11 protein-coding genes, 1 tRNA gene and 1 other RNA gene are annotated in these 14,433 nt (G+C 51.7%); all 13 read right to left on the bottom strand.

The window, feature by feature from the left end:
• Positions 1-7: 7 nt before the first annotated feature.
• The 13 genes from bcsB to LVQ76_RS19665 all read right to left on the bottom strand — a co-directional run bounded on the left by bcsB (position 8) and on the right by LVQ76_RS19665 (position 14,429).
• Positions 8-2,398: a cellulose biosynthesis cyclic di-GMP-binding regulatory protein BcsB gene (gene bcsB / locus LVQ76_RS19605; RefSeq protein WP_232922305.1), complete on the bottom strand. Its 2,391-nt coding sequence runs from the start codon at positions 2,396-2,398 to the stop codon at positions 8-10.
• The gene (bcsA, locus tag LVQ76_RS19610) at positions 2,395-4,515 is read right to left on the bottom strand and encodes a UDP-forming cellulose synthase catalytic subunit (RefSeq protein ID WP_232922306.1); all 2,121 of its coding nucleotides are present in this window, start codon (positions 4,513-4,515) and stop codon (positions 2,395-2,397) included. The genes bcsB and bcsA overlap by 4 nt, the downstream gene beginning before the upstream one ends.
• A gap of 19 nt (positions 4,516-4,534) precedes the next feature.
• A complete protein-coding gene (gene bcsQ, locus LVQ76_RS19615) occupies positions 4,535-5,338 on the bottom strand; it encodes a cellulose biosynthesis protein BcsQ (RefSeq protein ID WP_034460607.1) in 804 nt (267 codons plus the stop codon).
• On the bottom strand, positions 5,329-5,919 hold the full coding sequence (gene bcsO, locus LVQ76_RS19620; RefSeq protein ID WP_232922307.1) for a cellulose biosynthesis protein BcsO: 591 nt from the start codon (positions 5,917-5,919) through the stop codon (positions 5,329-5,331). Before bcsO ends, bcsQ begins: the two co-directional genes overlap by 10 nt.
• Before the next feature lie 524 nt (positions 5,920-6,443).
• Complete coding sequence (locus LVQ76_RS19625; protein ID WP_232922308.1) at positions 6,444-7,187, bottom strand: Fic family protein; 744 nt, start codon at positions 7,185-7,187, stop codon at positions 6,444-6,446.
• Positions 7,188-7,313: 126 nt separating this feature from the next.
• The gene (locus LVQ76_RS19630) at positions 7,314-7,508 is read right to left on the bottom strand and encodes a type II toxin-antitoxin system ParD family antitoxin (protein ID WP_232863959.1); all 195 of its coding nucleotides are present in this window, start codon (positions 7,506-7,508) and stop codon (positions 7,314-7,316) included.
• A 266-nt stretch (positions 7,509-7,774) separates the two neighbouring features.
• Complete coding sequence (gene dppF, locus LVQ76_RS19635; protein WP_232863960.1) at positions 7,775-8,779, bottom strand: dipeptide ABC transporter ATP-binding subunit DppF; 1,005 nt, start codon at positions 8,777-8,779, stop codon at positions 7,775-7,777.
• A complete protein-coding gene (dppD, locus tag LVQ76_RS19640; protein ID WP_064514762.1) occupies positions 8,776-9,759 on the bottom strand; it encodes a dipeptide ABC transporter ATP-binding protein in 984 nt (327 codons plus the stop codon). The genes dppF and dppD overlap by 4 nt, the downstream gene beginning before the upstream one ends.
• Positions 9,760-9,770: 11 nt before the next feature.
• Positions 9,771-10,673: a dipeptide ABC transporter permease DppC gene (gene dppC / locus LVQ76_RS19645; RefSeq protein ID WP_232922309.1), complete on the bottom strand. Its 903-nt coding sequence runs from the start codon at positions 10,671-10,673 to the stop codon at positions 9,771-9,773.
• Between the two features lie 9 nt (positions 10,674-10,682).
• Positions 10,683-11,702, bottom strand: a complete 1,020-nt coding sequence (dppB, locus tag LVQ76_RS19650) for a dipeptide ABC transporter permease DppB (protein WP_232863962.1) — start codon at positions 11,700-11,702, stop codon at positions 10,683-10,685.
• Positions 11,703-11,815: 113 nt separating this feature from the next.
• Positions 11,816-13,423 carry a dipeptide ABC transporter periplasmic-binding protein DppA gene (gene dppA / locus LVQ76_RS19655; RefSeq protein WP_064514767.1) on the bottom strand — a complete coding sequence of 536 codons (1,608 nt, stop codon included), beginning with the start codon at positions 13,421-13,423 and terminating at the stop codon, positions 11,816-11,818.
• Between the two features lie 780 nt (positions 13,424-14,203).
• A non-coding RNA gene (locus LVQ76_RS19660) (RtT sRNA) lies at positions 14,204-14,317 on the bottom strand.
• A gap of 35 nt (positions 14,318-14,352) precedes the next feature.
• Positions 14,353-14,429: transfer RNA gene (locus LVQ76_RS19665), tRNA-Pro, on the bottom strand.
• Between the last annotated feature and the right edge of the window lie 4 nt (positions 14,430-14,433).

Genomic DNA, 14,433 nt, shown 5'->3' on the forward strand with positions numbered 1-14,433 from the left:
ACCACCTTTACTTACCATCATCCTGAGGATTAAGACGTTTATGCGCGCGTTTTTTCAGTAAGGCATACAAGCTCAAGCCAATCACTGTGGCGAACAACAAACCTAAAATGGCCAGCAGTGCAGAATGCTGGTTGGCGTACCAGACCACCATCATGTACCAGGGCATTTGGCCGCTTGGGAACTGCTGGCCAACACGGAAGCTACGCACGCCATTTTCATCGGTAATGATTGAGGCATCACCACGAATTCCGGCGTTAATGCGTGCCGAGGCTAAGTCGGTCTGAAGACGTGAAAGCTGTTCGTCAGTGCTGCCAATCGCCATCACCACCACGCGGTCAGGGTTCCACTGCGAGCGGAAACTGACAAACCCACGCCATGCCTCGTTCGAGGAGAAGTAACGGTCGGCGGCAATACCGGCCGAGCCCCAGTCGCCTTCAAGCCAGCTCTGTACTTTTTGCCAGATTGAACGCTCCCGCACACCGAATGAGTGTTCGTTGCTGGTAAACGGTGACTGAGCCAGCAGCGTTCGGTTAAAGGTATTTTTGTTGATGGTAGAAACCGCAAGCACGTGGCTTTCTTCGAGGCGTTGCAGGTTGGCACCCGCCGTCGGCACCCCGAACATCACGGCGTTATTGTTAAGCGACGTTCCGGTCGCATTACCTGAACGCGCGGCCATATTCAGAAGTGTGCTGATTTCAGCCTCACCAGGGTTTTCTGGCAGCAACAACACGGTATGCGCGAAGTCAGCAAAGCGCGAGAACGGGAACGATGCACCGACGAAGTAAGACAGATTTGGCAGCAGCGAGAAGTGGCGCGTTTTGCTCAAATCAATCGATGAGTTTTCATCGATACGGCTCTTAATGTTGTTATTGAGCAGTACGCTACACGGTGCCGTTTCTTTGGTCTGGATGTTGAAGTACAACGACAACTGGTTGTCGCCGTAAATCAGGTAAGGCTCCAGCGCCAGGTTGTAATCTTCCTGACGCGCATCGCCGCCCACTTTGCGCCACAGGGTTTCCAGCGCACCTTGCTTGTTTACCGGCAGGTTGTGCAGGAAGGTACCGTTGAAGGTCAGTGAAAGATAAGAACGCTCTTCATCAATCCAGGATTCCGTCGGGAAGCGGTAGCCAATCTTCACGGGAATAGTTTCACCATCCCACAAGAACAGGTCCGGGGCGGCGCGGAAGGCCACACTTAACGGCTCATGCCAGATACCCGTTGCCGTCAGGCTTTGGTCTTTACGCATCAGCTCAGTCAAACGTACCGGACGATCGGTCGGAATCCAGCGCGGCGCGTCATACGCTTTGCTCATCGGGATTGTCTGGTTTTCAACCAATGTGCTTGCAGTTTGCCCCGGGAATTTACCCTGAGTTAAACGCCATGCCGCAGCACGTAATTGCTGGTCTGAATTACCCACCACCAGCAGCAGTTTATAAACCGGGTTGCCTGGGTTATCGATAATTTGCAGCATCGGTTTTTGCGTTTCTGGCAGCGTCAGACCGCCAATCTGCTCACCCGATTTGCCAAACAGAATGCCGTTCTTCTCCGGCAGTGTGTCGCGCAATGCGTTAAAGGAGATGCCACGATAGTCCGCCTCAATCCCCAACCAGGAAGCGACTAATGCCGCAGCACTCACTTGCTCTGGTAACGTTTTTGCCGGGAAGGCAAATGTCACGGCAGCCGGAGTCATTTGCATCGCGTCAAAGAACGGGCGCGGGAAATGGCTGAGGTCTGCGCCAATATTGAGCTGTTGCCCTTCCAGATCCAGGCGCGTATTCGGCATGATGGTGACCTGGTATTTTTCAGACAGGTCGCGCAGGCACAGTAAGGCATCGCCATCATTAATTTTGAAGCTGATGTTGTTGCTCGACACCACCATCGCCGCCGGGATTTCCAGCTGATAGCTCGAGACATCGCTATCGGCAGAACCCAGCGGAACAGTCCCTAGCGGCTGTCCATTCATCATCAACTGCAATGTCGTATTTCGTGCCGCCATTGCCGGAGACACTTTTAGGTTCAGCGCCAATTGTGCATTAGTAATGACCTGATCCGAGGGCAGCGTGAAATCAATCCCCGCCTGCAACTGGCCACCGCTGAGCGTAATACCACGCGGCTGGCCCATTTGCGCCATAGTAATGCTGCTGACACTCCCCGGAACAAAGACCGATGGTGTCGCCGCAGGAGCAGGAGCCGGCGTTGGAGCTTGCACAGGATCGGGAACAGGCACCGTTTCTGGTGCTGGCATTGAATCTTGCGACTCCACGGCATCTTGCCCCGGAGCCGGTAAATCTACCGGAAGCAACGACTCCACTGTCGTAGGCTCTTCGGCCATAATCGGTGAAGTCAGTACACTAAATGCGAGCAACAACTGACAAACTTTATAGGTCATCCGTTTCATGCAACATTGTCCTCGCCGGCTGCTGCCATACGTCTTGCTTCTTCCTGACGTAAACGGCGATTTTCGCGGCGTGATTTCCACGTCAGCCAGAACAGGTCAAATACACAACGAATAATGATTAACAGGGAACGGAATGGGTTGTCCTGCGGCTTTGGCGGGTTAATCCACGCATCAGCACGCGCCAGAACCACACGCACCAGTTCCCGGCGACGGTCCAGAGGAATCTCTTCAAACTGCAGGCGAATCGCCTGTTCGTCGCTGGCAACCACTTGCACCGGAATACTGATTGAACCGGATTTCAGTTGCAGCTCGATCTCTTCAATTTCGTCAGTGAGGTGTCGGTCATCCGGCACCGCAATTCGGCAGCCGCCCATCGACAAATCGAGCGTATTACTGCGCGATGAGATACCGCTGGCGTAGTGAATAACGACAGGCACTTCGACATCAATACGGATGGTTTTACGCGTCTGGCGCGTTTCACGGGCTACCGCAATGGCCGCCAGCAAGAACACCAGGCTATACAAGCCCCAACCAACGTTGAGCGCAATAACGTTCGGGTCGACACCAAAGTAGTCATGCGCACAGGCGCGCACTATCCCGGCTATGACCGCCACCGTCAGCAACACCGCGATAATCACATGAGGCCGCACCACGCTGAAATCAAAGTAACCCACGTTCAGCAACGCACCTTTGTCCGTCACGTTGAACTTGCCACGTTTCGGGAAAATCATCGTGATAACCGTTGGCAAAACCAGGTGGAACGCCAGCACCAGGTCGTAAATCTCACCCCAGAAGCTATAGCGGTAGCGCCCATTCATTCTCGAGTTCAGGTAGATGGTTAGCAGCAAATGCGGCAACGCATAAGCAAAAATCAGGCTCGCCGAGGAGTGAATGATATTCAGGTTAAACAGCAAATACGCCAGAGGTGCGGTGAGGAACGCCACTCGCGGTAAAGCGAACTGGAAGTAGAGCATTGCGCTGAGATAACAGCAGCGCTGTTGCCACGTCAGGCCGCGGCCAAACAGCGGGTTATCCATACGAAATATTTGCGTCATGCCGCGCGCCCAGCGGGTTCGCTGAATCACGTGCAGCACCAGGCGCTCAGTCGCAAGCCCTGCCGCCAGCGGAATATCGAGGAACGCGGATTTCCAGCCAAGGCGCTGCATCTTCAGCGCGGTGTGGGCATCTTCAGTGACGGTTTCAACGGCAAATCCACCAATCTCTTCAAGCGCGCTGCGACGAATAACGGCGCAAGAGCCACAGAAGAATGTCGCGTTCCAGTTATCATTACCTTGCTGAATCGGGCCGTAGAACAACGAACCTTCGTTAGGGATATTGCGTCCACCCGATAAATTGCGTTCAAACGGATCGGGTGAATAGAAGTAGTGTGGCGTCTGCAACAGTGCCAGTTTTGGATCTTTCAGGAATGCGCCAACCGTCGCCTGCAAGAAAATACGCGTGGCTACGTGGTCGCAGTCAAAGACGCAAATCAGCTCACCTTTGGTTAGCTTCATGGCGTGATTGAGGTTGCCGGCTTTGGCATGCGAGTTGTCGTTTCGCGTGATGTAACCCACGCCGACGTCTGCCGCAAAAACCGCAAACTCACGCCGCTTACCGTCATCGAGCAGATAGATTTTGATCTTATCGCGCGGATAGTCGATGCACTGCGCAGCCAGTACGGTATCGCGCACCACTTCAAGGCTTTCGTTGTAGCTGGGAATATAAACGTCCACCGTCGGCCAGGTCGACGTATCGTCCGGCAACGGCACAATTCCCCTTTTTAGTGGGAAAGAAGTTTGCAGATAGCTCAGTAATAAAATGACCCAGATAAATAGCTCAGCTAAAAATAGCCCTATTCCGAGGATGGCTTCTATTTCAGAATTAAAGTGCAGCGTTTGCGTGGCACGAAAATAAATATAACGCGTCGACATCAAGACCGAGACCAGCATCATGATCATCGACACGCTGTGTTTTTTGCTGAAGCCTAATACAAACATTATCGCGAGACTGATAAAGCCAAAGATATACTGCTTTTGGCTGTCCATAGGCGTAATGATGATAAGCACTGCTATTGGTGCTAACACCAATAGCAGTAAATAGAACAGGACCTTTTTCATAGGACATCCTGAATGATTGTCAGAAATTTGATGTTCTTAAGGCGGTATGAACCGCGCCATCACCAATTTTTATACCGAGAAGAGCGGCTACACGTTTACTAATAAGCTCAATATCAAAAGCCGCAGCGGAAGCAGGGCTGAAATCGAATATTGATTGCTGAGAGGCGTTAGCTTCAGCCACACTTTCATCGCGGTTAATAACACCAAGCAGGCGATCGCCAAGACGTTGCTGCATAAATGCAGTTACGTCGCGGCTTATATGACGACGGTTATCACTCTGGTTGAGGACAAAATAATATCCGGCTTTATTATTTAGCGGCTCGCCAATCAAGCGGTGGTTTTCAATATGCGGCAACAGGGAAAGTGAAGCGGTATCCGCAAGCATCGTCACCAAATGCAAATCGGCCAGATGCGATACGGCTTTCAGCGCAGGATTCGGCCCTGGCGGGAAATCAGCAATAATCACAAGACCTGGATAGTTCAGCAAAGTGCTTAACCCACGTAACAGAAAGTGGCTGTCGTTAGTCAGACGTTGTTCAAACTCAAGTCTTTGATCTTCAGTGACATCACCATATGGCAGCACAAACATATTGCTGCCTGCCGTCAGAACCGACTGGCTCCAGTCTGCAGATTCAATGGCTTTAGCGACATAACCCCGCCCATCAGACAAAGGCACACCAAAGTGCAGGCGCAGCGCGTTCTGCACATCAAAATCAATGGCTAACACTTTGCTACCTGCGCGAGCCAACGCATACGCCAGATTGGCGGTAACCGTGGTTTTTCCTACTCCGCCTTTTGGCGAGCAAACACAGACTAACGGCATGACGCAATCATCTCCAGCAACGGTTGCAGCGGTAAGTCTTTGGCGGGATGACTCCGCGCCGTATTCCCTTTGGCTACGAACAGTTTGTCAAAACGCACGGGCTCGGTTGTGACCGGTGCAGGGGCCTGCGGCGTAGACACGACGGCAGGTTTCACGGTTTCTTTTATGGGTTCTATAACCGGTTCAGGTGATGCAACCACGGGTCCCAGTTGTTCAAATAACGTATTAGTGGTCGGTTTACCAGGCTCTGGCTGCGAAATCGCAGACTTAGCTTCAGGCAATGCACTATTCAGGCTATTGAGAATCGAACCCTGTGATGCAGTGTTGCTGATAGGTTGTGCTGCAAGCGGCCTGAAGTGGCTGGCATCAAACTCATCAGCCTTCACAGCTTGCGGTGCAGGAACAGAAATACTCCCGGCCTGAGCAAGCACAGAATCATCATCGCCAGTATTCATCAACTGTTTAATTATTGTCCAGTTACTGGTTTCTGACTGTTGATTTTGCGCCGACATATCCTTGAATTCGATAGCGCCTGTGCGGGTCTTATCCTTGAATCGCTGCAAGTCATCATAGTTTTTCATTGCGACACTCATGATTTATAAGACGTTTCGATAAAATAGTTATTCAAAGCTTATACCAATACTATTAAAAAGGTTTTTTAGTTAATGATTTTGGCTTATTGACTTCATGAATAGTTATTAATTGCCGTGCGTTATCATTACTTATTTTATTATTCTTTTTTTGATAAATCGACGGCATTTCAAGCCAATATATAGGCTCAGGAGGTCATTTCTCCACCTTTTTTTCTTATTAAAATCTATCTAAGCATGAAGATGCATAGATTTGTGATTAAACGTCATTTAATTCTGATCGGTAAAGGTAGCAGACTTTGTTTGTGATTCAACACACATAAAGAGTATTTATAGTCAGCTGATATTTCGCAAAGAGAATTAACATTATTAAGGGAGTGCATGTTTCGGTGATTTACCGCGATGTTGGGTTATATATTAGGAAATTAATGAATTGCGGATATGGGGGAACTTCCAAAGAATTATGGCCCTTTAAATAAAAGGGCTTATTGAGCGCGAATTAAAGTGTGAAACACTCAGGTTCGGCGGCAGCTATTCAGAAAAGTAAGCATGTCAGTCCCTTCTTTACTGACATAGAAACTCACCATCTTGTCATTAAATTCTTGGGCGCGGCCAGCGGGGACGCTGATTGGGTCATAGCCATGTTTCATCAACCAACCGTTCATCATATGGCGACTGGTGCGTTTATTGCCGTCAAAAAAGAACTGCTGCAATGCGCCAAAGAGAAACATCGTTAGTGCTCCTTCAAATGGCGACAATGTCTTTATAAACTCCACGCCTTCTGAAAAGACGCGATTTAATTCTGGAGCACCCGCTAACGTTGGCAACGGTCGATGCTCGCCTTGCTCACCTAATGCGACATAAGGAGAGTATGTTGTTTCTTCACCCTCACCTCTGAATACGCCCCACTCAAGCGCTTCGTTACGCGCGATAATGCTGTGGAGAAGTACGATTGTCGGTTTATCCAGGTCAAAGCGCCCGCTCTTCACCAGCTCAACCAACTTTTTGCTACTGTCCGCCAGATTTGTGACCTGCTCGGCATCGGAGAGTTTATGCCCACCAACAGTTACGCCATCCAGAAGCGTTTGCACTTCTACAAATGTAAACGGGTTATTTTCGAGTTTGGCTGCATCCCACACAAAAGAGGCCAATTGCTGCTGATAAATCGCCAGCGCCCGGTGAGTGCTTCCTGGGTTAACGGTGGGAAGTACGCTGGCATTCCAGGTAAATCCGAGTGGGGTGGCATTTAATGTGCTCAAGGGGTGCTCCTTTGCGTGTCTCGGCCTGTAATTTACATCAGCGGGGCGGGTGATACAAAAATGTAGCATGGGTGTATGAAGAAGGCTGATGACGCAGGCTTATCCGCCCTATGAAAACTGAGCGCTTTATTTTTGGCGTGAGTTACACAACACATGGGAAATTTCCGCAATATCACGAAATGTCATTAAGCTTTCGCCGCTTACGTCTCCCGCAAGAACAGCTTTGCGCAACCTCTCCATTTGCGACTCTTTTTGCTCCAACGGATCGAGTGTTGGATACACCGCCTCGCCAGTGGAACCGATATGACCTTCATCAATCATGTTTTTATCTCTAGTTAAACCCAGGTGTAGGGCGGAAAAACATAGCGTTTAACCGCCCAATGAAAACCTAGTGGATTCCTGGCACTGTATCGCCGCCGATCATTATCAACCCGGCTTCGGTTCGCACGAAGCGCGGTGCTTTTAAGAAGAAAGGGATTGAACCGAGGGGTTAAGCATTGGTCGCCCTCATCCCAACCTTTTCCCCCAAGAGAAGGAGAAAAACGTTTTATTCCCTCTCCCGTGAGAGAGGGTGAGAGCATCCTGAATTACCGAATTTCCCCGTTCTCATCCTGATCCACAGCGAAACACGCCACCAGTTGGCCGCCGTACTCTTTAAGCTGCGGCTGCAACTGCGTGCACGGCCCGAAACGGCGGCGGCAGCGGGCGTTGAACGCGCAGCCTGGAGGCGGGTTCAGCGGGCTTGGTAGCTCGCCGGTGAGTTTGATGCGCTCGCGGCGGTCGTCCGGGTTCAGGCGAGGCGTGGCAGACAGCAGTGCCTGAGTGTACGGGTGGAGTGGGTTTGAGAAGATCTGATCTTTCGTCCCTTTCTCTACACAGCGCCCCAGATACATCACCATCACTTCGTCGGCAATGTGCTCTACCACGGACAGGTCGTGGGAGATAAACACGTATGACAGCCCCATTTCCTGCTGCAAATCCATCATCAGGTTCAGCACCTGCGCTCGCACGGAAACGTCGAGAGCAGATACCGGTTCATCGGCGATCACTACGTCCGGGTCAAGCATCAGGCCGCGGGCGATAGCAATACGCTGACGCTGGCCGCCGGAGAACATATGCGGGTAGCGGTCGTAATGTTCGGTTTTCAGGCCGACTTTCGCCATCATCGCCAGTGATTTCTCACGGCGCTCGGCTTTACTCAGGCTGGTGTTGATTTGCAGTGGCTCTTCAAGAATTTGCCCCACTTTTTTACGTGGATTCAGCGAGCCGTACGGATTCTGGAACACAATCTGGATTTTCTGGCGACGCAGCTTTTCAGCTGTTTCATCAGGCTTGAGCAGATCCTGGCCCTGATAGTAAAGCTCACCGCCGGTCGGGATTTCGATCATCGTCAGTAGGCGGCCCAGCGTGGATTTACCACAGCCAGATTCGCCCACCACCGCCAGCGTTTTGCCACGTTCGAGTTCAAACGAAACGCCATCCAGCGCTTTTACCAGGCGTTCCTGGCCGAAAAAGCCTTTCTTCACCGGGTAGTGTTTTTTCAGGTCGATGGCCTGCAACAGAGGTTGCGCAGTGGCCTTATCGGTACTCATAGCGTTGGCCTCCCGGCATCATCGAGTGGGAAGTGGCATTTGGACTGACGCCCGTTATCCACCATATTCAGTTCTGGCTCTATGCTGCGACATTTGTCGGTGGCATACGGGCAGCGTGGGTTGAGCAGGCAGCCGTTCGGACGGTCGTACTTACCCGGAACCACGCCCGGCAACGAGGCCAGGCGCGCTTTGTCCTGCGCAAATTCAGGCAGCGCTCGCAGCAACGCCTGAGTGTACGGGTGACGCGGCGCACGGAAGATATCTTGCGATGCGCCCGTTTCCACCACTTGTCCGGCGTACATCACGATGATTTTGTGTGCCGCTTCAGCCACCAGCGCGAGGTCATGGGTGATAAGAATCAGTGCCATGTTCTCTTTTTGCTGCAGCTCCAGTAACAGTTCGATGATTTGCGCCTGGATGGTCACGTCCAGCGCGGTAGTCGGTTCATCGGCAATCAATAGCTTAGGGCGACAGGCAATCGCCATCGCGATCATTACACGCTGGCTCATACCGCCGGAAAGCTGGTGCGGGTAAACGTCCAGACGCGAAGCCGCATCGGGAATACCCACCAGGTTCAGCAGGTCGATAGCACGCTGAACACGGGTTTTCTTGTTGCCGCCCTGGTGCACCTTGATAGCTTCCATAATCTGGAAACCAACGGTGTAGCAAGGGTTGAGGCTGGTCATCGGGTCCTGGAAGATCATCGCCACTTCGGCACCGACCAGGTTACGACGCTCTTTCTCAGAAATCTTTTGCAGATCCTGGCCGTTAAATTCCAGTTTTTCCGCCATCACGCGGCCTGGGTAATCAATCAGCCCCATAATCGCCAGCGAACTGACCGATTTACCGGAACCTGATTCCCCAACGATACCGACAACTTCGCCCTGATTTACGCTGTAACTCACGCGGTCTACGGCACGGAACGGTGTCTTTTCGTCGCCGAAATGCACCGATAATTTATTTACATTCAATAACGCCATTTCGTCGCCCTTTACTGCTTGAGTTTAGGATCGAGCGCGTCACGCAGCCCGTCACCCATCAGGTTAAATGCCAGCACCGTCAGCAGGATTGCAACACCAGGGAAGGTGACAACCCACCAGGCACTTTGGGCAAACTGCAACACATCGGAGAGCATGGTGCCCCACTCCGGTGTTGGCGGTTGCGCACCCATGCCGAGGAAGCCGAGAGCGGCCATATCGAGAATGGCGTTAGAGAAGCCAAGGGATGCCTGCACGATAAGCGGTGCAAGACAGTTTGGCAGAATGTTGATGAACATCTGGCGCATAGAACCTGCACCCGCAACGCGCGAAGCGGTTACGTAATCACGGTTCACTTCCACCAGCACTGCACCGCGCGTCAGTCGCACATAGTGCGGCAAGGCGACGAAAGTGAGCGCCAACGAAGCGTTAACTATCGACGGGCCGAAAATCGCCACCAGCACCAGCGCCAACAACAGGCTTGGCAGTGCCAGCATGATGTCGACAACACGCATAATGATGTTATCGATAAGGCCACCGAAGTAGCCCGCAACCAGGCCGAGCACCACGCCCATAATCAGCGACAGCACAACCACCAGACAACCTACCAGCAGCGACAGACGCGCGCCGTACATCAGGCGCGCCATGATGTCGCGGCCAACGTCGTCAGTACCGAGCAGGAACTGCCAGCTTCCGCCATCCTGCCAGACCGGCGGGTGCAACAGTGAGTCACGGAACTGTTCTGCCGGGCCGTGTGGCGCGAGTACGTTTGCGAATATGGCGATCAAGATCATCACGGTGACATACACCAGGCCGATGACCGCCCCTTTATTACGTTTAAAGTAGTGCCAGAATTCCTGGAACGGCGTCATTGGGACGGGCGCCGCTACCACTTTTTGTTCAGTCATTTGCGTCATGATGGCCCCTTATTTCTTATGGCGTATACGCGGGTTCACCACGCCGTACAGTAAGTCGACGATCAGGTTCACGAGGATAATCATCGTCGCGACCAACAATACGCCGCCCTGTACTACCGGGTAGTCACGACGTTGCAATGCATCAATCAGCCAGCGGCCAAGGCCCGGCCAGGAGAAGATAGTTTCCGTCAGGATTGCACCCGCCAGCAACGTACCGACCTGCAGGCCGATAACCGTTACAACTGGCAGCATAGCGTTGCGCAGCGCATGAACCACGATGACGCGCATACGCGTCAGGCCCTTCGCACGAGCGGTACGGATGTAATCTTCACCGAGCACTTCCAGCATGGATGAGCGGGTCATACGCACGATAACCGCCAGCGGGATCGTACCGAGCACTACGGCTGGCAATATCATATGCATCACTGCATCGATGAAGTCGCCCGGCTCACCCCAAATGGCGGTGTCTATCAGCATAAAACCGGTGAGTGGCAAGGTATCGTCAAGGAATACTGTATCGCTGACGCGCCCTGATACCGGGGTGAGGTTCCAGTAGACGGAAACCAGCATGATTAACATCATACCCCACCAGAAAATAGGCATTGAGTAGCCGGTCAGCGCCAGGCCCACTGAGGTGTGGTCGAAAATGGAACCGCGCTTAACCGCAGCCAGAACGCCGACCGGAATACCCACGGCAACGGCAAACAACATCGCGCAAACGCCGAGTTCCATAGTCGCTTTAAAACGCGGTACGAACTCGTCCCACACAGGAAGACGGCTTTTTAACGAAATGCCCAGATCGCCGTGCATCACGCCCCAAATATAATGGACGTATTGCTGCCACATAGGCTTGTCGAGGCCAAGTTCAGCCAACAACTGAGCATGACGTTCAGGAGAGATACCGCGCTCACCGGCCATAATCATCACCGGGTCACCGGGAATCATATGCACGAAGGCGAAGGTAAGAAGGGTGATACCGATAAAAGTGGGGATAACTAACCCCAGACGTCGGAGGATGAACTGCAACATAACCCGGATTCTCTGTAGTGACTGAAAGCCTTGCAGCCTTCAGTCTGTATTGCTCACAAATCTTTCACCCTCTCCCCATTGGGAGAGGGAATAAAGCACGCTACTGTTATTTATTATTCGACAGACACGTTCTCAAAGTGGTGTTTGCCCAATGGGTCAACCACATAACCTTTCACTTCTTTGCGCACAGGCTCGTATACCGTGGAGTGAGCAACAATCAGCGCCGGAGCCTGGTCATGCATCACTACCTGAGCTTGCTTGTACAGTTCGATACGCTTGTTGTGATCGTCTGTTGCACGCGCAGGTTGGATCAGGTCTTCAAACGGCTTGTAGCACCAGCGAGAGTAGTTAGAACCATCTTTCGCAGCCGCACAGCTGAACAGAGTCGCGAAGAAGTTATCCGGGTCCCCATTGTCGCCAGTCCAGCCCATCATCACAGCCTGGTGCTCGCCCGCTTTGGCGCGTTTCAGATACTCGCCCCACTCGTAGGTGACGATTTTGGCGGTCACACCCACTTTCGCCCAGTCAGCCTGAATCATCTCAGCCATACGGCGAGCGTTCGGGTTGTACGGACGCTGTACTGGCATTGCCCACAGGTCAACGGTGAAGCCGTCAGCGTGGCCAGATTCTTTCAGCAGCGCTTTAGCTTTCTCAGGATCGTAGGTGTAATCCTTCACGTCATCGTTGTAGCCCCACATAGTTGGTGGGATCAGGTTTTTAGCCGCAGTACCTGCGCCTTGATAAACCGCTTTGATGATCGCTTCTTTGTTCACCGCGTAAGTCAGCGCCTGACGCACTTTCACGTCATCAAACGGTTTCTTCTCGGTGTTGAAGGACAAGTAACCCACGTTCAGGCCAGCCTGTTCCATCAAGTTGATGCTCTTGTCTTGCTTCATGCGAGCGATGTCAGCCGGGTTTGGATACGGCATAACCTGGCACTCGTTTTTCTGCAATTTGGCGTAACGCACGGAGGCATCAGGCGTAATGGAGAAGACCAGACGATCGATCTGCGGCTTGGTGCCCCAGTAACCTGGGAACGCTTTGTACAGAATGCGAGAATCTTTCTGGTATTGCAGCAGCTGGAACGGACCGGTACCGATTGGGTTCAGGTCAGTTTTTTCCGGCGTGCCGGCTTTCATCATGTTGTCAGCATATTCTTTGGAAAGAATAGAGGCGAAGTCCATCGCGAGATCTGCCAGGAATGGTGATTCTGGACGAGTCAGCACGAATTGAACGGTATTGTCGTCCACTTTCTTAATTTCGCTGATCAGGTCAGATAAACCCATGCCTTCGAAGTATTCGTAGCTGCCGCCAGAAACTTTGTGGTACGGGTTGTTGGCATTTTTCTGACGATCAAATGAGAACACGACGTCATCAGCATTCAGATCGCGCGTTGGTTTGAAATCTTTGTTGTCCTGCCACTTCACACCTGAACGAAGGTGGAAGGTATAGGTTTTACCGTCTGCACTGACTTCCCATTTCTCAGCAAGGCCCGGGATAATTTCAGTGGTACCCGTTTTGAACTCGACCAAGCGGTTATAGATTGGCACTGAACTGGCATCGTAAGTTGTACCAGAGGTGAACAACTGCGGGTTAAAACCTTCTGGGGAACCTTCTGAGCAATACACCAGGGTTTTTGCCTGAACGCTAGCTGCTACGGTCAAGGCCACCAGGCTCAGACCAAACTTCAGCATCCCTGACTTCTTCAAGGAAAGACTCATTCTTCTGCTCCGTTGTGATGTTCCCTTTATCTTTCTTGCCACGGCTTTATAGGCTGCCTTTACTCACACCGATCGCTTACACAAGTAAGCTCACAATGATTTGTTCAGTTACCGCAGTGCTGCAGCAAGAAATAATTCGGGGACATATGTCGTGTTGTTTTTTCCGTTAGACCTTTGTTATTTGTGTGCGGTCCGTTCGGTATGCCCGGAGGCGGTAGTGAGGCCAGGTGTTCCTTTCGTCAGGCTAGCTGTGTGGTAGTGCGGACTGTCCATAATTTGCCCCTCACGCCCTACAATCTGTCAATAGATGAGTAAAACGTCAATATAGGTAACGGGGATTTACAACCGAGGTGAGAATCAGCGAACAAAGTTTAAAAAAAGCCAGCCGCTCTGTTTCCAGCAGGGAAATTTATGCTACTGCCATGTAGCCAGAATTATCCACTGATTAAAAGACGAGCGGGAGTGGTATGCAGTTGTGCTATTTCTGTAAAATTTCTTGCCAGATGCTGATTATCTGAACGATAAGTTTTGTGATCCACATCTCTTACAGCGAATCATGCTGGTATGAAACATAAGCAATGGCGTATTAACCCACGATTTTCCATAACAAAATACGATGGGAAATGTCACAAAAGCATATAAAGACAGATGTTGGACGATGAAGCGGATATTTTTGCAAGATTAGGGATTTAACGTGGGGCGGATGAGCGAGATGTCAGATGCGTGGCGGTAAACTCCAGATGCAAAAAGACCAACCCGAAGGTTGGTCTTTTCTAAATTTGGTCGGCGAGAGAGGATTATTCCCCTGCGGGCCGTTGCTGAAGCAACGTTGTCTCGCTTCGCTCGGCTCAAACCTCCTTCGGAGGTTCTCATCCTCTTCAAACTCCAGATGCAAAAAGACCAACCCGAAGGTTGGTCTTTTCTAAATTTGGTCGGCGAGAGAGGATTCGAACCTCCGACCCACTGGTCCCAAACCAGTTGCGCTACCAAGCTGCGCTACTCGCCGAATG

It is taken from the genome of Buttiauxella cochleicola (genome assembly GCF_021283185.1).
In the GTDB taxonomy this organism is placed as follows: Bacteria; Pseudomonadota; Gammaproteobacteria; order Enterobacterales; family Enterobacteriaceae; genus Buttiauxella; species Buttiauxella massiliensis.

Coding starts and splice junctions, on each gene's coding strand:
- dppF (WP_232863960.1), bottom strand. CDS start 8,779: ATGAGTACCGATAAGGCCACTGCGCAACCTCTGTTGCAGGCCATCGAC.
- bcsQ (WP_034460607.1), bottom strand. CDS start 5,338: ATGCCGTTAGTCTGTGTTTGCTCGCCAAAAGGCGGAGTAGGAAAAACC.
- bcsB (WP_232922305.1), bottom strand. CDS start 2,398: ATGAAACGGATGACCTATAAAGTTTGTCAGTTGTTGCTCGCATTTAGT.
- bcsO (WP_232922307.1), bottom strand. CDS start 5,919: ATGAAAAACTATGATGACTTGCAGCGATTCAAGGATAAGACCCGCACA.
- dppB (WP_232863962.1), bottom strand. CDS start 11,702: ATGTTGCAGTTCATCCTCCGACGTCTGGGGTTAGTTATCCCCACTTTT.
- LVQ76_RS19630 (WP_232863959.1), bottom strand. CDS start 7,508: ATGATTGATGAAGGTCATATCGGTTCCACTGGCGAGGCGGTGTATCCA.
- dppD (WP_064514762.1), bottom strand. CDS start 9,759: ATGGCGTTATTGAATGTAAATAAATTATCGGTGCATTTCGGCGACGAA.
- bcsA (WP_232922306.1), bottom strand. CDS start 4,515: ATGAAAAAGGTCCTGTTCTATTTACTGCTATTGGTGTTAGCACCAATA.
- dppC (WP_232922309.1), bottom strand. CDS start 10,673: ATGACGCAAATGACTGAACAAAAAGTGGTAGCGGCGCCCGTCCCAATG.
- dppA (WP_064514767.1), bottom strand. CDS start 13,423: ATGAGTCTTTCCTTGAAGAAGTCAGGGATGCTGAAGTTTGGTCTGAGC.